At 70.0% G+C, this 18,440-nt stretch carries 17 protein-coding genes; 12 read left to right on the top strand and 5 right to left on the bottom strand.

What is annotated here, in order from left to right:
• The first annotated feature begins 153 nt into the window (after positions 1 to 153).
• The 9 genes from FHR97_RS06860 (at position 154) to FHR97_RS06820 (ending at position 9,713) form a co-directional block, all read left to right on the top strand.
• Positions 154 to 966: an IclR family transcriptional regulator gene (locus FHR97_RS06860; RefSeq protein WP_183383030.1), complete on the top strand. Its 813-nt coding sequence runs from the start codon at positions 154 to 156 to the stop codon at positions 964 to 966.
• A 166-nt stretch (positions 967 to 1,132) separates the two neighbouring features.
• Positions 1,133 to 2,062: a VOC family protein gene (locus FHR97_RS06855; protein WP_183383029.1), complete on the top strand. Its 930-nt coding sequence runs from the start codon at positions 1,133 to 1,135 to the stop codon at positions 2,060 to 2,062.
• Between the two features lie 166 nt (positions 2,063 to 2,228).
• The gene (locus FHR97_RS06850) at positions 2,229 to 2,753 is read left to right on the top strand and encodes a cupin domain-containing protein (RefSeq protein WP_183383028.1); all 525 of its coding nucleotides are present in this window, start codon (positions 2,229 to 2,231) and stop codon (positions 2,751 to 2,753) included.
• An 11-nt stretch (positions 2,754 to 2,764) separates the two neighbouring features.
• Positions 2,765 to 3,613 (top strand): alpha/beta fold hydrolase, encoded by an 849-nt coding sequence (locus FHR97_RS06845; protein WP_246403824.1) that lies wholly within the window; start codon positions 2,765 to 2,767, stop codon positions 3,611 to 3,613.
• The gene (locus FHR97_RS06840) at positions 3,610 to 4,404 is read left to right on the top strand and encodes an SDR family oxidoreductase (protein ID WP_183383027.1); all 795 of its coding nucleotides are present in this window, start codon (positions 3,610 to 3,612) and stop codon (positions 4,402 to 4,404) included. The genes FHR97_RS06845 and FHR97_RS06840 overlap by 4 nt, the downstream gene beginning before the upstream one ends.
• A gap of 19 nt (positions 4,405 to 4,423) precedes the next feature.
• Entirely contained in the window at positions 4,424 to 5,218 is a 795-nt protein-coding gene (locus FHR97_RS06835; RefSeq protein WP_183383026.1) for an aspartate dehydrogenase, read from the top strand.
• A 15-nt stretch (positions 5,219 to 5,233) separates the two neighbouring features.
• Positions 5,234 to 6,700, top strand: a complete 1,467-nt coding sequence (locus FHR97_RS06830; protein ID WP_183383025.1) for an aldehyde dehydrogenase — start codon at positions 5,234 to 5,236, stop codon at positions 6,698 to 6,700.
• 28 nt (positions 6,701 to 6,728) lie between these two features.
• Positions 6,729 to 8,363, top strand: coding sequence for a thiamine pyrophosphate-binding protein (locus FHR97_RS06825; RefSeq protein WP_221187715.1), 1,635 nt, complete (start codon positions 6,729 to 6,731; stop codon positions 8,361 to 8,363).
• 138 nt (positions 8,364 to 8,501) lie between these two features.
• Positions 8,502 to 9,713: a DcaP family trimeric outer membrane transporter gene (locus FHR97_RS06820; RefSeq protein ID WP_183383024.1), complete on the top strand. Its 1,212-nt coding sequence runs from the start codon at positions 8,502 to 8,504 to the stop codon at positions 9,711 to 9,713.
• A 381-nt stretch (positions 9,714 to 10,094) separates the two neighbouring features.
• On the opposite strand, the gene glnK is transcribed toward FHR97_RS06820, so the two are convergent.
• The 3 genes from glnK to FHR97_RS06805 all read right to left on the bottom strand — a co-directional run bounded on the left by glnK (position 10,095) and on the right by FHR97_RS06805 (position 12,272).
• Positions 10,095 to 10,433: a P-II family nitrogen regulator gene (gene glnK / locus FHR97_RS06815; RefSeq protein WP_183383023.1), complete on the bottom strand. Its 339-nt coding sequence runs from the start codon at positions 10,431 to 10,433 to the stop codon at positions 10,095 to 10,097.
• A gap of 143 nt (positions 10,434 to 10,576) precedes the next feature.
• Entirely contained in the window at positions 10,577 to 11,896 is a 1,320-nt protein-coding gene (locus FHR97_RS06810; RefSeq protein WP_183383022.1) for an ammonium transporter, read from the bottom strand.
• Positions 11,897 to 11,933: 37 nt separating this feature from the next.
• The gene (locus FHR97_RS06805; RefSeq protein WP_183383021.1) at positions 11,934 to 12,272 is read right to left on the bottom strand and encodes a P-II family nitrogen regulator; all 339 of its coding nucleotides are present in this window, start codon (positions 12,270 to 12,272) and stop codon (positions 11,934 to 11,936) included.
• 295 nt (positions 12,273 to 12,567) lie between these two features.
• Between FHR97_RS06805 and FHR97_RS06800 the strand changes: the two genes are divergently transcribed.
• The gene (locus FHR97_RS06800) at positions 12,568 to 12,915 is read left to right on the top strand and encodes an accessory factor UbiK family protein (protein WP_183383020.1); all 348 of its coding nucleotides are present in this window, start codon (positions 12,568 to 12,570) and stop codon (positions 12,913 to 12,915) included.
• A gap of 64 nt (positions 12,916 to 12,979) precedes the next feature.
• Positions 12,980 to 14,485 carry a YifB family Mg chelatase-like AAA ATPase gene (locus FHR97_RS06795; protein WP_183383019.1) on the top strand — a complete coding sequence of 502 codons (1,506 nt, stop codon included), beginning with the start codon at positions 12,980 to 12,982 and terminating at the stop codon, positions 14,483 to 14,485.
• A 16-nt stretch (positions 14,486 to 14,501) separates the two neighbouring features.
• On the opposite strand, the gene FHR97_RS06790 is transcribed toward FHR97_RS06795, so the two are convergent.
• Entirely contained in the window at positions 14,502 to 14,996 is a 495-nt protein-coding gene (locus FHR97_RS06790; RefSeq protein WP_183383018.1) for a hypothetical protein, read from the bottom strand.
• Positions 14,993 to 15,985, bottom strand: a complete 993-nt coding sequence (locus FHR97_RS06785; protein WP_183383017.1) for an alpha/beta hydrolase — start codon at positions 15,983 to 15,985, stop codon at positions 14,993 to 14,995. Before FHR97_RS06785 ends, FHR97_RS06790 begins: the two co-directional genes overlap by 4 nt.
• Positions 15,986 to 16,225: 240 nt before the next feature.
• Between FHR97_RS06785 and FHR97_RS06780 the strand changes: the two genes are divergently transcribed.
• Positions 16,226 to 18,412 (top strand): malate synthase G, encoded by a 2,187-nt coding sequence (locus FHR97_RS06780; RefSeq protein ID WP_183383016.1) that lies wholly within the window; start codon positions 16,226 to 16,228, stop codon positions 18,410 to 18,412.
• Positions 18,413 to 18,440: the final 28 nt, after the last annotated feature.

Raw genomic sequence — 18,440 nt, 5'->3', positions numbered from 1 at the left:
TTGAATTGCCGGTGGCTCGAGCCGCCGGGGAAGCCGAGGCGCAATCGGCTCCCGGGTCCCGATCCGGTATCGTAGGTGCGAGGGCGCCAGGGCTCCGCGAGGAGCCCGCCAGCCGGCGCGGAAACCGACCCGACACCAAGAGGCGATGACGCGATGAGCGACACCGAGAAGGACGCAAGGAAGTACCTGATCCCGGGCCTGGAGCGTGGTCTGATCATCCTGATGGAGCTGAGCCGCAGCCATCGGGAGATGAGCTTCGCCGAGATCGTCAAGCGCGTCGACATCCCCAAGGCCACGGCCTACCGCGCCATCCAGACCCTGGAGTACATGGGGTTCATCCGGCGCCATCCGTCCACCGGGCTGTATTCGCTGGGGGTCAACGTGCTGCGGCTCGGCTTCGAGTACGTCGCCTCCCTGGACGTGGTGCAGGTCGGCCAGCCGGTGATCGAGTCGCTGCGCGACAAGACCGGCTGCTCGAGCCATATCGCCATCCGCGACGGCCGCGACGTGATCTACGTGGCCCGGGTCAGCGCCGCCAACGCCACCATCCGCCGGGTCAGCGTCGGCACCCGCCTGCCGGTGCATCGCACCTCGCTGGGGCGGATGCTGCTGACCGGCCTGAGTCGCGAGGCATTCGAGGCGCTCTATCCGGAGCCGGCGCTGCCGGACACAGAGCCCGGTGCCCCCGCCGATCGGGAGGCGCTGTGGGAACTGGTGGAGGAGGACCGCGAGCGGGGCTACGTGATCGGCGAGTCTTACTTCCAGTTCGGCATCTCCTCGATCGTCTATCCGCTGTTCAACCACGACGGCGAGGTCGAGGGGGTGGTCAGCATCATGGTGCCGGTGCACGAGATCCCGGAGGCCGACCGCGACCGCCTGCGGCTCGAGGTCGCCGAGGCGGCCGGCACCATCTCCAATCTGCTGGGCTACCAGGGCAGTGCCGGAGGGCAGCGCCAGATGAGATGAACATGCCCTGATCCATTCCGCCGGGCGTTCGACCAGCCTGCGCCCGGCTCGAGCCGACACGGCAACCAGACGACTGTCGCGAGGCCTTCGCCTCGCGAGCGGGGACCCCTTGTGTCCGTGACGTCCCGAAAGCGACGGTCGAGGTCACATTCAGCAGGAGATCGACATGAGTATCGTGGGTATCGAAGCATTGGAGTTCGGCGCCGAGGACGTCGAGGCCGGCAAGCAATTCGTCGAGGACTTCGGCCTGGCGCCGGTCGACGGCGAGGACGGGGCCGCGTCCTTCGAGACGCTCAACGGGGCTCGCCTGGTGGTGCGCCCCGTCGACGACCCGGCGCTGCCCCCCGCCTTCGAGGAGGGCTCGACCCTGCGCCGCATGACCTGGGGCGTGGCGGACGCCGAGGCCCTGGAACCGCTGCGCGAACGCCTGCGTGACCAGCCCGGCTTCGTCGACCACGGCGATCGCCTGGAGTGCCGCGACCCCAACGGCCTGACCGTGTGCATCCGGCCCTCCCGGCTCAAGGACGTCGAGCTGGAGGTCACGCCGATCAACCAGTGGGGCGACATGCGGCGGGTCGACCGGCCGAGCCCCGTCTACGAGCGGGCCACCCCGGCGAGCATCGGTCACGCGGTGTTCTTCGTCGACGATCTCGAGGCCAGCGAACGCTTCTATCGCGAGCTGCTGGGCTTCTCGGTTTCCGATCGCTACATCGATCGGGCCGTCTTCCTGCGCATGCAGTCGCGCGGCGGCCACCACAACCTCTTCCTGCTCAAGCTGCCGCACCGCGGCGCGGGCCTCAACCACGTGGCCTTCACGGTGCGCGACATCCACGAGGTGATCGGTGGCGGCCTGGCCATGAACCGTCGCCAGTGGAGCACCTTCATCGGGCCGGGGCGCCACCCGATCTCCTCGGCCTACTTCTGGTACGTCAATAGCCCCCTGGGCGGCGCCTTCGAGTACTACACCAACGAGGACTACCTGACCGAGGCCTGGGAGCCGCGCGAGATGCAGCACTCCCTGGAGTCGTTCACCGAGTGGGCCATCGAGGGCGGCATTGACGCCGAGACGCGACGCCAGAAGAAGGCCGACGCCTGATCCGCGCCCCACGGGGCCCGATACGCAAGACCTGGACCACCATGCCGACGCCTCGAGGGGCGCCGGCCAGGGGAGCCTTTGTCCCGAATCCGGCCCCGGCCGTGCGCACCGCGCAACGAGGCCTCCCCACATCCGACAGCCAAGCGTGATCCCGAGGAGAGACACCATGTCCGAACCGTTCGCTACCTGGAAGAAGCCCGACGACCTGTCCTTCGAGGACTGGATCGAGTCGCGCATCGCCCGCTTCAAGGGCCGCAAGTATGACTGGAACGCCCTGAAGTTCCAGGCCGACTACGACCCCAAGTACCGTCGCGCCCAGATGCGCTACATCGGCACCGGCGCCACCGGCGTGGCCAACGACACCAACACCATCCCGGCCGAGCACTTCACCTTCTCGACCATGGTGCTGCCGTCCAAGTGCGAGGGCCCGCTGCACGTCCATGATGACGTCGAGGAAGTCTTCTTCGTCCTCAAGGGGTCGATCCGTCTGTTCCTCAAGGACGGCGACCACTACACCGAGACGGTGCTCGAGGAACGCGACGTGGTCTCCATCCCGCCGGGCGTCTATCGCGGCCTGCTCAACGAGAGCGAGGAAGAGGCCCTGATGTGCGTGATGCTGGGCACGCCCAAGCCGCAGATTCCCACCTACCCGGACGATCACCCGCTGTCCAGGGTCAAGCGCAACGGATGAGTGGTGAGGCCATGACACCCCGGACAATGACACCCAGGCAACTGAGGCTCGATGCCGGCCCCCAGGCCTACCACGAAAGCGGCGCGGGCCCCGCCATCGTGCTGCTGCACGGCATCAGCTCCGGGGCGGCTTCCTGGGCACCGCTGGCCCTGCACCTGGCCGGCTATCGCCTGCTGGCCTGGGACGCCCCGGGCTACGGCGACAGTCAGCCGCTGGCCGCGGCCGAGCCCACGGCCGCCGACTATGCCGCGCGCCTGGACGCCTGGCTCGACGCCCTGGGCATCGAGCGCTGCGTGCTGGTCGGCCACTCGCTGGGGGCGATGATGGCCAGTGCCTATGCGGCCCGCCGGCCCGAGCAGCTGACCGGGGTGATCCTGGCCGACCCCGCGCTGGGCTACCGCGACGCCGACGAGGCCAAGCGCGACGAGGTCTATCGCAGTCGCTGGACGCGGCTCGCCGAGCAGGGCCACGAGGCCTATGCCGCGGCCCGCGCCCCGCGCCTGCTGCGCGACGACGCCGACCCAGGCGACGTCGCCCGGGTCCGCGAGGGCATGCGGCGCCTGCACGTCGAGGGCTTCGCCCAAGCCAGCTGGATGCTGGCCCACGACGCCCTGGAGGCCTATGCGCCCGCGGGCCTGCCGGTGCCGGCCACGGTGCTGTGCGGCGACGCGGACGCCATCACCCCGCCCGAGGCCTCCCGGGCCCTGGCCGGGCGGCTGGGACTGCCCTATCGCGGCATTGCCCGCGCGGGCCATGCCAGCTACATCGATGCGCCCGAGGCCTTCGCCGCGGCCGTCGCGGCCTTCGCCGAGCCGCTGCTGACGCCATCCACGCGAACCCGAAAGAGGACGACACCATGAGCTTTCTGATCGAAGACCGGGTCGCGGTGGTCACCGGCGGCTCCTCCGGGATCGGCCTCGAGACCGTGCGCCTGCTGCTCACCCACGGCGCCCGGGTGGCGCTGTGCGGCCGCAACCCCGAGCGCCTCGAGGCGGCCCGCGCCGGGCTCGAAGAGGAATTCCCCGCCGCCGAGCTGCTGGCCGAGACCTGCGACGTGCTCGACGAGGCCTCCTGTGCGGCCTTCGCCGCGGCCGTGCGCGACCGCTTCGGCGGCGCCGACATGCTGATCGCCAACGCCGGCCAGGGCTACGTGGCCCACTTCGACGATACCCCGCGGGAGGCCTGGCTGTCCGAGGCCAACCTCAAGCTGTTCGGCGTCATCAATCCCTTGAGTGCCTTCCGCGACCAGCTGGCGGCCTCCGACATCGGCTCGCTGACCTGCGTCAACTCGCTGCTGGCGCTGCAGCCCGAGCCGCACATGATCGCCACCTCGGCGGCCCGCGCCGCCCTGCTCAACATGACCCACTCGCTGTCCCACGAGCTGATCGGCGACGGCATCCGCGTCAACTCCATCCTGCTGGGCATGGTCGAGTCCGGCCAGTGGCGCCGCCGCTTCGAGCAGCGCGACGACCCCTCCCAGAGCTGGGAGCAGTGGATCGGCGCCATCGCCGCCAAGCGCGGCATCCCCATGGGCCGCCTGGGTCGCCCCGAGGAGCCGGCGCGTGCCCTGGTCTTCCTGGCCTCCCCGATGGCCTCCTTCACCACCGGCGCCGCCCTGGATGTCTCCGGTGGCTTCAACCGCCACCTCTAAGGCAACGGAGATTTCCCCGATGACCCAACGACTGATGATGATCGGCTACGGCGCCATGGGCAGCGAGGTGCACCGCCTGCTCCCCCTGGGCATGGAACTGGCCTGGGTGATGGTGCCGGAGGCCCATGCCGCGGCGACCCGCGACCGCCTGGCCGGCCGCGCCGAGGTGCTGACCGCCATCGAGGCGTGCGCCGAGCGTCCCGACCTGGTGGTGGAGTGTGCCGGCCAGCCGGGCCTCGCCGAGCACGGCGAAGCGGTGCTGCGCCGCGGCCTGACCCTGGCCGTGGTGGCCACCGGCGCCCTGGCCGACGAGGCGCTCTTCGATCGGCTCGCCACCGCGGCCCGCGAGGGCGGCGGGCGCATGCAGCTGCTGTCCGGCGCCGTGGCCGGCATGGACGGCCTGGCGGCGGCCCGGGAGGGGGGCCTCGATGAGGTCACCTACGAGGCCTGCAAGGCGCCGCGCAGCTGGAAGGGCAGCCACGCCGCGCAGCTCATCGACCTGGACGCCGTCAGCGAGAAGACGGTGTTCTTCGAGGGCGACGCCGGCGAAGCCGCACGGCTGTTCCCGGCCAACTCCAACGTCGCCGCCACCATCGCCCTGGCCGGCGTGGGCATGCGCGACACCCGGGTCCAGCTGATCGTCGATCCGGCCACCCGCCGCAATACCCATCGTATCCATGCCAAGGGACGCTTCGGCGAGTTCACCATCGAACTCAACGGCCATCCCCTGGAAAGCAATCCCAAGACCTCGACCCTCGCCGCCCTCTCGGTGGTGCGCGCCTGCCGCCAGGCGCTCGAGCCGGTCTCGTTCTAAGCGGAGGTGTCCGAGATGACCCTGAAGATCTTCATCGCCGGTGAATGGCGCGAGGGCCGCGGCGACCCCATGGTGTCGCGCTTCCCCGCCGACGGCTCGATCAACGCCGAGCTCAACGCCGCGGGCCTCGAGGACGTCGAAGCGGCGGTCGAGGCCGCCGACGCGGCCTGGCGCGCCCCCGCCTGGCGGGACCGTATGCCCCACGAGCGGGCCGAGGTGCTCTATCGCGTCAGCGAGCTGATCAGGTCGCGCAGCGAGGAGCTCGCCGCCCTGCAGACCCGCGACAACGGCAAGCCGCTGGCCGAGGCCCGTGGCCTGGTGGCCAGCGCCGCCGGTACCGCCCGCTACTTCGCGGCGGCCTGCGAGACCCTGGAGGGCGAGCTGCCCACCCAGCGCAACGCCGACTTCATGACCCTGAGCCAGTACGAGCCGCTCGGGGTGATCGCCGCCATCACGCCCTGGAACTCGCCGATCGCCAGCGAGATGCAGAAGGTCGCCCCGGCGCTGGCCGGCGGCAATGCCGTGGTGCTCAAGCCCGCCGAGGCCACCCCGCTGATGGCGCTCAAGCTCGCCGAGCTGTTCGAGGCGGCCGGGCTGCCCAAGGGCCTGCTCAGCGTGCTGCCGGGCCGCGGCAGCGTGATCGGCGAGGCCATCGTGCGTCATCCCAGGGTGCGCAAGATCTCCTTCACCGGCGGCACCAACACCGGCCGCCACCTGGCCCACGTGGCCGCCGACAAGCTGATCGGCACCTCCCTGGAGCTGGGCGGCAAGTCGCCGACCATCATCTGCGAGGACGCCGACCTGGAGCAGGCGATCAAGGGCGTGGCCTACGGCATCTTCAGCTCTGCCGGCCAGGCCTGCATCGCCGGCTCGCGGCTGTTCATCCACCGTAGCCGCTACGAGGAGGTCATGGCGCGGCTCGAGGCCATCGCCCGCGAGCTGCGCGTCGGCCATCCCGAGACCCCCGGCGTCCATCTGGGCCCGCTGATCAACGAAGGGCACCGCGACGGCGTGGCGGCCTACGTCGAGCGGGCCCGGGAGGAAGGCGGCCGCGTCCGTGCCGGCGGCGAGATCCCCACCCAGGGCGAGCTGGCCGCGGGCAGCTTCTACCCGCCGACGATCATCGAGGGGCTGCCCCACGCCAGCGCGGTCTGCCAGGAGGAGATCTTCGGCCCGGTGCTGGTGGCGCTGCCCTTCGAGGACGAGGACGAGCTGGTGGGACTCGCCAACGACAACGTCTACGGCCTGGCGGCCGGCATCTGGAGCGCCGACTACCGCCGCGCCCTGCGCCTGGCCGGCAAGCTCGAGGCCGGCACGGTGTGGATCAACACCTACAAGAAGTTCTCCATCTCGACGCCCTTCGGCGGCTACAAGGAGAGCGGCCTGGGCCGCGAGAAGGGCCGCCAGGGCATCCAGGCCTACATGCAGCAGAAGAGCCTGTACCTGGGCCTCGACGCGAACCCCATGAACTGGTGCGACTGAACGCCCACGGTCACCGAGGAAAAGCATCATGACGACCATCACCGTGGGCGACGCCGTCGCCCGCACCCTGGAAGCCTACGCGGTCTCGGCCGTGTACGGCGTGATCTCCATCCATAACCTGCCGATCGCCGACGCCATCGGCCGGCGCGAGCGGGTGCGCTTCGTGCCGTCCCGCGGCGAGGCCGGCGCCGTGACCATGGCCGACGGCCATACCCGCGTCGGCGGCCTCGGCGTGGCCCTGACCAGCACCGGCGCCGGCGCCGGTAACGCCGTGGGGGCCATGCTCGAGGCGCTCAACGCCGGCACGCCGCTGCTGCACATCACCGGCCAGGTCGAGAAGGCCTACCTGGATCGCGACGCCGGCTTCATCCACGAGACCCGCGACCAGATGGGCTTCCTGACGGCCTGCTCCAAGCGCGCCTACCGCGCCTGCACCCCCGAGCAGGTGGTGCCGCTGCTGCACCGCGCCATCCAGGAGGCCATGACCCTGCCCCGCGGCCCGGTGAGCCTGGAGATCCCCATCGACATCCAGGCCAGCCAGGTCGAGTGGGTCGAGACGGCGCCGGCGAGCCCCGCGGCCCCGGCCCGCGTCGGCGAGGCCGAGATCGAGGCCCTGGCCGAGCGCCTCCTGGCCGCCAGGCGTCCGGTGCTGTGGATCGGTGGCGGCTGCCTGGAGGCCGGCGAGGCCGTGCGCCGCCTGGCCGACGCCGGCATCCCGGTGGTGTCCAGTACCCATGCCCGCGGCGTGCTGCCCGACAGCCATCCGCGCAGCCTGCGGGCCTTCCACAGCGCCCCGGCGGTGGAGGCGCTGTTCGCCCGGTGCGACCTGATGCTGGCGGCCGGCTCGCGGCTGCGCAGCAACGAGACCCGCACCTTCTCGGTGGCCCTGCCGCGGCCGCTGGTGCAGGTCGACGTCGACCCGGCGGCGGCCCACCGCAACTACGCCGCCGATGCCTTCCTGTGCGGCGAGTGCGGCGACGTGCTGTCGCGCCTGGCCGATCGCCTCGAGGGACGGCGCACGCCCGATGCCGAGGTCGACCGCGAGGTCGCCGAGGCCGTGCAGGCCGCCGAGCGGGCGCTGCGCGACCAGGTCGGCGAGTACGCCAGGCTCTGCGACGCGGTGCGCGAGTCGCTGCCCGCGGACGGCATCTTCGTGCGCGACATCACCGTCTCCGGCAGCACCTGGGGCAGCCGGCTGCTGCCCATCGAGCGCCCGCTGACCAACATCCATTCGCTCGCCGGCGCCATCGGCCAGGGCCTGGCCACCGGCATCGGCTGCGCCGTGGGCGCGCAGGGCCGCAAGGTGGTCACCGTGGTCGGCGACGGCGGCCTGATGCTGATGGTCGGCGAGCTGGCGACGCTGGCCCAGGAAGGCCTGGACATGACCCTGGTGGTGATGAACGACGGTGGCTACGGGGTGATGCGCGGCATCCAGGACAAGTACTTCGAGGGTCGCCAGTACTACAACGACCTGCTCACGCCGGACTTCCAGGCCATGGCCGATGCCCTGGGCCTGCCGCGCTGGAAGGTCGGCCGGGGCGATGACTTCCAGGCCGTGCTGGGCGAGGCCGTGGGTAGTGCCGGCCCGGCGCTGGTCGAGGTCGACATGGCAAGCGTCGGCCCGCTCGAGTTCGCCGGCCCGCCGCAGAAGACCCTCTACTGATGCCCGCCGTCACCGGCTCGCCGGTGGCGTCTCATACCACTGCCGAGGGAGGAGACGCCAGGGATCATCGAGAGAACCTGAACGAAAAAAACAATCCTTTTTCTTCCGTTTCATAACAACGAATCAAGAGAGATCCACATGCAAGCCAAGAAAACCCTGATGCTGGCCCTGCTGCCGGCAGGCATCCTTGCGGCCCAAAGTTCCTTGGCCTTCGACGTGGTCGAGGCGGGCCAGCCGGTGGTGACCGGCGAGCCGAGCCGGGTGGGTGCGCCCTGGAACCACCGCAGTACTTTCAACATCCCGGGCACCAACACCGACGTCGCCTTCGGCGGCTACGTCAAGCTCGATATGCTCTATGACTTCGACTACGACCTGGGCGAGATCACCGATCCGCTGAGGGCGGCGGATCCCGGCAACGAGACCGACGGCAAGACCCGCTTCACGGCCCAGGAATCGCGGCTCAACTTCCGCACTCAGACGCGTTTCGGCGACGAGATGCTGCGCACCTATGTGGAAGGCCATTTCGCCCCCGACGACAAGTTCAACCTGCGCCACGCCTACGGCGAGTACGGGCCCTTCCTGGCCGGCAAGAGCTGGACCAACTTCATGCATTTCCTGGGCACGCCGCGTATCCTCAAGCTGGGTGGCCCGATCGGTTACGCCACCGGGCGTCCCGAGCAGCTGCGCTACACACATCAAGCGGGGGCCAATACCTTCGCCGTGGCGCTGGAGAACGCCGACCAGTTCTCGGTGTCGCCGGTGGGCGGCGACCTCGACACGGAGACGCCGCTGCCGGACCTGACCCTGCGCTATCGCTACAAGCGCAACTTCGGCGTCTCCGGGGTGGTGCGCCGGTTCGCCAGCAACGAGGCCACCAGTGGGGTGGACGAGGAGGTGACCGCCTACGGCATCGCCGCCCAGGGCGCCCTGCCGCTGGGGGGCAGCACCACCCTCAAGGGTAACCTGATGGCCGGTACCGGGCTCGGCAACTACCTCGACTATGTCCCGCCGATCGGGGCGCGCTTCCGGGCTCCGGATGCCTTCCTGGATGCCGGCGGCTCGCTGGAGACCGTCGACCTGCAGAGCTATGGTATCGCCCTCGATCACCGCTGGAACGCCGACTGGTCGAGTTCCATCGGCACCTCGCTGGTCAACCAGGATCTCCCGAAAGAGGTGGCCGGTTTCCAGGACCTGGCGGAAACCGTGCAGTTCTCCCATGTCAACCTGATCTGGGACATCAATGATCGCCTCTCGGTGGGCGCCGAGTACCAGTACGTCGACCTCGAGAAGGTCAGTGGTGAGGAGGTGGATGCCAGCCGCGTGATGGCCAGCGCCCAGTTCCACTTCTGAGCCAACCGGCTTCGCCGGGAGCGATAAGCCGTAAGCTTGAAGCGGGAAGAAAAACCCTCCGAGGTGATGCCTCGGAGGGTTTGACGTTTCAGGGGAGGAGCTCGGCATTACTGCTTCGAGCTTAGACCGCGTCCTTGTTGGTCTCGCCGGTACGGAGGCGGCGGTGCGGCGTTCCGCTGACCTGCTCCAGGGCGGTGACGAAGATCTTGCCGTCGCCGATCTTGCTGAAGGTGTCAGTGCCACCTGGGTGATCAGACCGCGTCCTTGTCGGTCTCGCCGGTACGGAGGCGGCGGTGCGGCGTTCCGCTGACCTGCTCCAGGGCGGTGACGAAGATCTTGCCGTCGCCGATCTTGCGGCAGGTATCGGCGCCACCTGGGTGATCAGACCGCGTCCTTGTCGGTCTCGCCGGTGCGGATGCGGATGACCTGCTCCAGGGCGGTGACGAAGATCTTGCCGTCGCCGATCTTGCCGGTGTTCGCCACCTGGGTGATGGCATCGATCACCTGCTCGGCCATGGACTCGTCCACGGCCACCTCGAGCTTCACCTTGGGCAGGAAGTCGACCACGTACTCGGCGCCGCGGTAGAGCTCGGTGTGGCCCTTCTGGCGGCCGAAGCCCTTGACCTCGGTAACGGTGATGCCCTGGACGCCGATCTCGGAGAGCGATTCGCGTACGTCGTCGAGCTTGAACGGCTTGATGATGGCGGTCACCAGCTTCATGGTCATGTCCTCGCGTTGTCCGTATCCGATGGCGGCGTGCGCCATCCCTGTCGGGGGTCATTGTGCCAGAGCATACACCCCCTGCGGGAGGAATAAAAAAATGGCCCCGCGAGGGGCCATCGTGATGCCTGCTGCCATCGGTGTCATTCGGTGCGGGGGCTCATCTGCGGCTGGCTCAGCCCTTCGGCCCGGCTGCGGCCGGCGCCACCACCGTGCACCTTGGAGACGGTGAACTCGGGGTAGGCTTCGAGACCGCACTCGGCCAGGTCGACGCCCTCGTATTCCTCTTCCTCGCTGACCCGGACGCCCATCACGGCCTTGATGATCAGCCACACGGCCAGGCTGGCGATGAACACCCAGGCGAAGATGCCGAGGATGCCGATGATCTGGGCACCGAAGGAGGCACCGTCGTTGGAGAGCGGCACTACCAGCACGCCCCAGAGGCCGGCCACGCCGTGGGCGGAGATCGCACCCACCGGGTCGTCGAGCTTGAGCTTGTCGAGGCCGACGATGGACACCACCACCAGCAGGCCACCCACGCCGCCGATCAGGGTGGCGCCCAGGGCGCTGGGCGACAGCGGGTCGGCGGTGATGGACACCAGGCCGGCGATGGCGCCGTTGAGGGCCATGGTCAGGTCGGCCTTGCGGAACCACAGCTTGGCCAGGATCAGCGCGGCGATCACCCCGCCGGCGGCGGCGGCGTTGGTGTTCACCAGCACCTGGGCCATGTTGTTGGCCGAGCTGACGTCGGACACCTTCAGCTCGGAGCCGCCGTTGAAGCCGAACCAGCCCATCCACAGGATGAAGGTGCCGAGGGTCGCCAGCGGCAGGTTGGCGCCGGGGATGGCGAAGATGCTGCCGTCCTTGCCGTACTTGCCCTTGCGCGGGCCGAGCACCAGCACGCCGGCCAGCGCCGCGGCCGCCCCGGCCAGGTGCACGATGCCGGAGCCGGCATAGTCGGAGAAGCCGACCTCGGCCAGCCAGCCGCCGCCCCAGGTCCAGTAACCGGAGACCGGGTAGATGACGCCGGTCATCACCACGGTGAAGGCCAGGAAGGCCCACAGCTTCATGCGCTCGGCCACGGCCCCGGAAACGATGGACATGGCGGTGGCCACGAACACGACCTGGAAGAAGAAGTCGGCGCGCATGGAGTAGTAGGGCGCGTCGTCGCCGCCGGCGGTCACCGCGGCCACGGTATTCTCGCCGCCCAGCAGGAAGCCCAGGTTGGGCAGGAGGCCGCCCGCGGAGCCGGAGTACATCAGGTAGTAGCCCAGCAGCAGGTACATGGTGCTGGCGACGGCGAACAGCGCGATGTTCTTGGTCAGGATCTCGGCGGTGTTCTTGGAACGCACCAGGCCGGCCTCGAGCATCGAGAAGCCGGCGGCCATCCACATCACCAGGACGCCACAGATCAGGAAGTAGAAGGTATCGAGCGCGTAGCTCAGCTCGGTCAACTCAGTCATGACGGTCACTCCTCATGAAGGGGGATGGGCGGTCGCTTCAGACGGCGTCGCCGCCGCGCTCTCCGGTGCGGATACGGATGACGTCTTCCAGGGGGGTCACGAACACCTTGCCGTCGCCGATCTTGCCGCTGTTGGCGGCGGTGCAGATCGCGTCCAGCACGGGGTCGAGTCGACCGTCGTCCACGGCGACCTCGATCTTGACCTTGGGCAGGAAGTCGACCACGTATTCGGCGCCGCGATAGAGCTCGGTGTGGCCCTTCTGGCGGCCGAAGCCCTTCACTTCGGTGACGGTGATGCCCTGCACGCCGTTATCGGCGAGTGCCTCGCGCACGTCGTCGAGCTTGAATGGCTTGATGATGGCGGTGATCAGCTTCATCCCTAATCTCCCCTGCAGGTGATGAGAGCGGCATGGTGCCGCACGGTGCATGTCCCGCAATCCTTGCGCAATCCATGCCAATGCCAGCGTTAAAGTTGTCAATTCATGGGGTTGGAGGAAGCCAGAAGGGGTGGTCATACGGGCTCCGGGTCATGGGGGGCACCTCGATGCACCGTCTTGGTGCCGATCTGCGGCGGGGCTGCGCCATGAAGCAGCGAGCGTGGGGGAATGCGCACCGCGCGCGCCTTGCGTATCCTGTCGGACAGCCATCCCACCACCGTTCAGGAGAGACACCATGGTCAGCCAAGATCGCATCAGTCGACTGGCTCAGCAGATCGGCGAACGCCTGCAGGGCGCCTCCCAGGCCCCCGAGGAGGTGCAGAAGGGCATCCAGCAGGTCGTGCGGGGCGCCTTCGACCGCCTGGAGCTGGTGTCTCGGGAGGACTTCGACATCCTGATGGACGTGCTGCAGCGCACCCGTGGCCGGGTCGAGGCCCTGGAGAAGCAGGTCGCGGCCCTGGAGGAGGCGCTGGAGACCTCCCGGCCGGCGGCCGACCGCGAGGCGCCGGCCCCGGCCATCGAGGCCCCGGAACCCCCTGCCGCGCCCGAGGAGGGTGCCGGCGCCGGCGAGACCGGCCGCTGAGCCATCGAGCGGTCCCGTCGGCGCTGGTCTAGCCTGAGGGCAGACAACGTGCGAGGGACCGCCGATGACGCTGGCAATCATACGCACCCGGGCCGGCCTCGGCCTCGAGGCCCCCGAGGTCCTGGTGGAGGTGCACCTGGCCAACGGTCTGCCCGGCATCACCCTGGTCGGGCTGCCGGAGGCGGCGGTCAAGGAGAGCCGCGAGCGGGTGCGCAGTGCCTTGGTCAATGCCGGCTTCGACTTCCCCCTGCGACGCATCACCCTCAACCTGGCGCCCGCCGACCTGCCCAAGGACGGCGGGCGCTTCGACCTGCCCATCGCCCTGGGCCTGCTGGTGGCCTCCGGGCAGGTGCCCGCCGAGGCCCTCGAGGCCACCGAGTGCGTGGGCGAGCTGGCCCTGGACGGGGCCCTGCGGCCGGTGACCGGCGTGCTGCCCCTGGCCCTGGCGGCGCGGCGCGCCGGTCGCCGACTGATCGTGCCCGTCGCCAACGCCGACGAGGCGGCGCTGGCCGGCGAGCTCGAGGTGCTGCCCGCCGCCCATCTGCTCGAGGTGGTGGCCCACCTGCTGGGCCAGGCGCCCATCCCCGCCCACCGGCTGGAGCGGCCAGCGATCGGCGAGGCGCCGGGGGCCGACCTCTGCGAGGTGCGCGGCCAGCACCAGGCGCGTCGCGCGCTGGAGGTGGCGGCGGCCGGGGGCCACAACCTGCTGTTCGCCGGCCCGCCCGGCACCGGCAAGACCATGCTGGCCAGCCGGCTGCCGGGCATCCTGCCGCCGCTCGGCGAGGACGAGGCCCTCGAGGTGGCGGCGGTGCGCTCGGTGAGCGGCCTGCCGCTGCGCGAGCAGTGGGGCCGCCGGCCCTTCCGCGCGCCGCACCACACCGCCAGCGCGGTGGCCCTGGTCGGTGGCGGCTCGCGACCGCGTCCCGGGGAGATCTCCCTGGCCCACCACGGGGTGCTGTTCCTCGACGAGCTGCCGGAGTTCTCCCGCCAGGTGCTGGAGGTGATGCGCGAGCCCATGGAGTCCGGACGGATCCACATCGCCCGGGCCAACCACGAGCGCTGCTACCCGGCGCGCTTCCAGCTGGTGGCGGCGATGAATCCCTGCCCCTGCGGCCACCTGGGCGACCCCCGACAGGCCTGCCAGTGCACCGCGGCTCAGATCCAGCGCTATCAGGCGCGCCTGTCGGGACCGCTGCTGGACCGCATCGACCTGCAGGTGGAGGTGCCGGCGCTGCCGCCCGAGCAGCTGACCTCCCGGGAGGCCGGGGAGGGGTCGGCGACGGTACGTGCCCGGGTGCTGGCGGCCCGCGAGCGCCAACTGGCCCGGGGCGCGCTCAATGCCCACCTGGCGGGGGGCGAGCTGGAGCGCGCCTGTGCCCTCGACGCCGGCGACCGGGCCTGGCTGGCCGGGGTGCTGGAGCGGCTCCGGCTGTCGGCCCGGGCCTACCACCGGGTGCTGCGGGTGGCCCTGACCCTGGCCGACCTGGCCGGGCTGCCGCGCCCCGGCCGCGAGCAGTTGATCGAGGCCATCGGCTATCGCCAGCTCGACCGGTTACTCAGCGGCGGCTGAGGGCGCGGGGGGGCGCTCAGAGCGCGGAAGCATCCAGGGCGCCGTCGATGGTGGACTCCCAGAGCGCCGTCCCGCTGCCGGGGCGGCGCAGGGTCAGCTGCAGCCGGTAGGGCAGCAGCTGCCGGTCGGACAGCGTCAGGCGCGGGCCGGTGGCGATCAGTCGGCTATCCAGGCGCCACTGGTTGCGGCCGGCGCCCTCGGACAGGGCCGGCCGCCAGTCGAGGACCTGGGGCCCCTGGTCGATGCCGAGCAGGGCCCGGGTCAGGCTCTCGAGCAGGCGCGAATCGCCCAGCGGGAGGTCGGGGTCGACCTCGGGCATGGCCAGCAGCAGGACCTGGTCGGCGCTGGGGCGGGGCAGGGGCGATGCCGTTGCCACCTCCTCGGCGGCCCGCTTGCCGAGCCCCAGCAGCGCCTGGCGCACGGTCTGGGGGGCGTCCGGGGCGTCCCAGGTGCCGGCGCAGCCGACGAGCAACAGGAACAGCGGGAGCAGGAGCAGCAGGCGTCGCGTCATGGGGCCGAGCGCCTCCGACTCGGCGGACGCGCCGGTCGGTCGACGCGATGGGGCTCGAGGCCGGCGATGAAGCCTTCCAGCGCCTCGAACAGCACCCGTCGGATCGGCTCGGCCTCGTTGACCAGGTGGTGGCGGGCCTCGGGGTGGCGATGAACCACGGCGTTGGGAAACTTGCGCTCCAGTACCTCGAGATTCCACTCCCAGTCCACGGTCAGGTCCTGTTCGCCCTGCAGGATCAGGGTCGGCACGGGGCTGGCCGGCAGGGACAGCAGCTGGGGCATCCAGCGCCGCATGGCGTCCACCCATTCCATGGCCAGGCGGTCCGGCTGCAGCGGGTCACCCTCGCGCAGGAAGGTGGAGAAGTCGCTGTCCGTGGAATTGTCGCGGAAGCGGCGCGGGACCGAGCGGAGGAAGGGGCCCACCAGGCGGTGCAGCCAGCTCGACTGGGACCAGCCCCAGGGGCGCACCAACGGGGCGAGCAGGGCCAGGCCGGCCCAATGGCCGTCATCGCCCCGGCGCAGGGCGTCGGTGGCCAGTATCGCCGCCCCGGTACTCTGGCCGATGCCGAGCCAGGGCTGGGGCACCAGGTCCTGGGCCGCCAGGTGGTGTTGCAGGCTGCGCAGGCAGTCGCCGTATTCGTCGAAGTCGCCGATGGAGGCCCGCGCGCCGCTCGACAGCCCGTGGCCCGGCAGGTCCCAGAGCACCACCCGCCAGCCGCGATCGAGCAGGCACTCGAGCAGGTGACGATAGAGCCCCAGGTGGTCATAGTAACCATGTACCACGAAGGCCGTGCCGATGGGGGCCGGTGGGCTCCACACCTGGGTCCAGAGGCGGAAGCCGTGGGCGTCCACGTAGCCCACATAGAGCCCCACGTGCTCGGCCAGCAGCGGCGCCAGGCCATAGTGCCCGAGGTAGCGCTCGAGATCCTGGCCGGTCCGGTCGGCGGGCGCAATCGGGCCCAGGGCCTGTAGGGGGCTGAAATCGCTCATCGAGTCCTCCGCAATGACTGCCCATGCTAGCGTCTTGCCGAGGGCGGAACCACTGTTCATTAATGTCGGGAGTCAGACTACCGGCTCTCGTCTTTTGGTCTACCCTGCGGGGATGTCCGCCGGTGTCGGGTTTACATGTGGAAGCAATTTCCACAAAATTGTCATCACGCAGTCACCTTGCCCTGTCCGGCTGTTCGGTGCCAGGGGACGCCGGATCGCCACGCATAGGAGAACGACCCCATGACCCAACGCATCACCCGCCACCGTCTCCAGGTGGCCGCCGAACTGGACCGTTTCATCAACGAGCAGGCCCTGCCGGGCACCGGGGTCGACCCCGACGACTTCTGGCGCGGCGTGGACGCCCTGTTTCATGATCTGACACCGAAGAACCGTGAACTGCTCGCCGAGCGCGACCGCCTGCAGGGCGAGCTCGATGCCTGGCACCGCGAGAACCCGGGCCCGATCCGCGACATGCCAGCCTACCGTGGCTTCCTCGAGCGGGTCGGCTACCTCGAGCAGGCGCCCGCCAAGGTCCAGGTCACCACCACCGATGTCGACCGCGAGATCGCCGTGCAGGCCGGCCCGCAGCTGGTGGTGCCGGTCAACAATGCCCGCTATGCCCTGAATGCCGCCAACGCCCGCTGGGGCAGCCTCTACGATGCCCTCTACGGCACCGACGCCATCGCCGAGGAGGACGGCGCCGAGAAGGGCGAGAGCTTCAATCCGAGGCGGGCGGAGAAGGTCATCGCCTACGCCCGTGGCGTGCTCGACCGCGCCGCGCCGCTGGCGACCGGCTCGCACCGCGAGGCGGTGAAGTACGCCCTGCGTGACGGCCACCTCACGGTGACCCTGGACGGCGGTCGCGAGACCGGCCTCAAGGAGCCGGGCAAGCTGGTCGGCTACCAGGGCGAGGCCGCCGCGCCCTCCGCCATCCTGCTGGTCAACCATGACTTGCACCTGGAGATCCAGGTCGATGCCGGGCATCCCATCGGCAAGACCGACCCGGCGGGGGTCAAGGACGTGGTCGTCGAGGCCGCACTGACCGCCATCATGGACTGCGAGGATTCCGTGGCCGCGGTGGACGCCGAGGACAAGGTCGGCGTCTACGCCAACTGGCTGGGCCTGATGAAGGGCGACCTCGAGGAGCAGATCGAGAAGGGCGGCAAGTCCTTCACCCGCCGCCTGCACGGCGACCGGACCTGGACCGACCCCCGGGGCGGCGAGGTGACCCTGCCGGGCCGCGCCCTGCTGTTCGTGCGCAACGTCGGTCACCTGATGACCACCCCGGCGGTGCTCGATGCCGAGGGCAACGAGCTGCCGGAGGGCATCCTCGACGGCATCCTCACCAGCCTGGTCGCCCTGCACGACCTCCAGAAGGGCGCGGGGCAGCCGCGCAATTCCCGCCAGGGCTCGGTGTACATCGTCAAGCCGAAGATGCATGGCCCCCGGGAAGTGGCCTTCGCCAACGAGCTGTTCGGCCGCGTCGAGGACCTGCTGGGCCTGTCCCGGGACACCCTCAAGATGGGCATCATGGACGAGGAGCGCCGCACCTCGGTCAACCTCAAGGCCTGCATCAACGAGGCGACCTCGCGGGTGGTGTTCATCAACACCGGCTTCCTCGATCGCACCGGCGACGAGATGCACACCGTCATGGCCGCCGGGCCGATGATCCGCAAGGGCGACATGAAGAACAGCACCTGGATCGGCGCCTACGAGCGCAGCAACGTCCAGGTCGGCCTGGCCTGCGGCCTGCGCGGCCATGCCCAGATCGGCAAGGGCATGTGGGCCATGCCGGACCTGATGGCCGCCATGCTGGAGCAGAAGATCGGCCATCCCAAGGCCGGCGCCAACACCGCCTGGGTGCCGTCCCCCACCGCCGCCACCCTGCACGCGCTGCACTATCACCAGGTCAATGTGGCCGAGGTGCAGCGCGAGCTGGAGGCCCAGGGCGAGCGTGCCCTGCGTGAAGAGCTCCTCGACGACCTGCTCACCGTGCCGGTGGCCGAGAACCCGGCCTGGTCCGACGAGGAGATCCAGCAGGAGCTCGACAACAACTGCCAGGGCATCCTCGGCTACGTGGTGCGCTGGGTCGAGCATGGCGTGGGCTGTTCCAAGGTGCCGGACATCCATGACGTGGGCCTGATGGAGGACCGCGCCACCCTGCGCATCTCCAGTCAGCACGTGGCCAACTGGCTGCATCATGGCGTGGTGGGTGCCGACCGGGTCCGGGCGACCCTGGAGCGCATGGCCAGGGTGGTGGACCAGCAGAATACCGGGGATCCGGACTACGCGCCGATGAGCGCCGACTTCTCCGCCTCCCACGCCTTCCAGGCCGCCTCGGACCTGATCTTCAAGGGGCTCGAGCAGCCCTCGGGCTACACCGAGCCGCTGCTGCATCACTGGCGGGCGGTGCACAAGGCGGGATAATCGTTCGAGGTTCGAGGTTCGAGGTTCG

The sequence above is a fragment of the Halomonas stenophila genome (assembly GCF_014192275.1).
GTDB classification, from domain to species: domain Bacteria; phylum Pseudomonadota; class Gammaproteobacteria; order Pseudomonadales; family Halomonadaceae; genus Halomonas; species Halomonas stenophila.
This window is presented reverse-complemented; position numbering and strand designations above follow the sequence as displayed.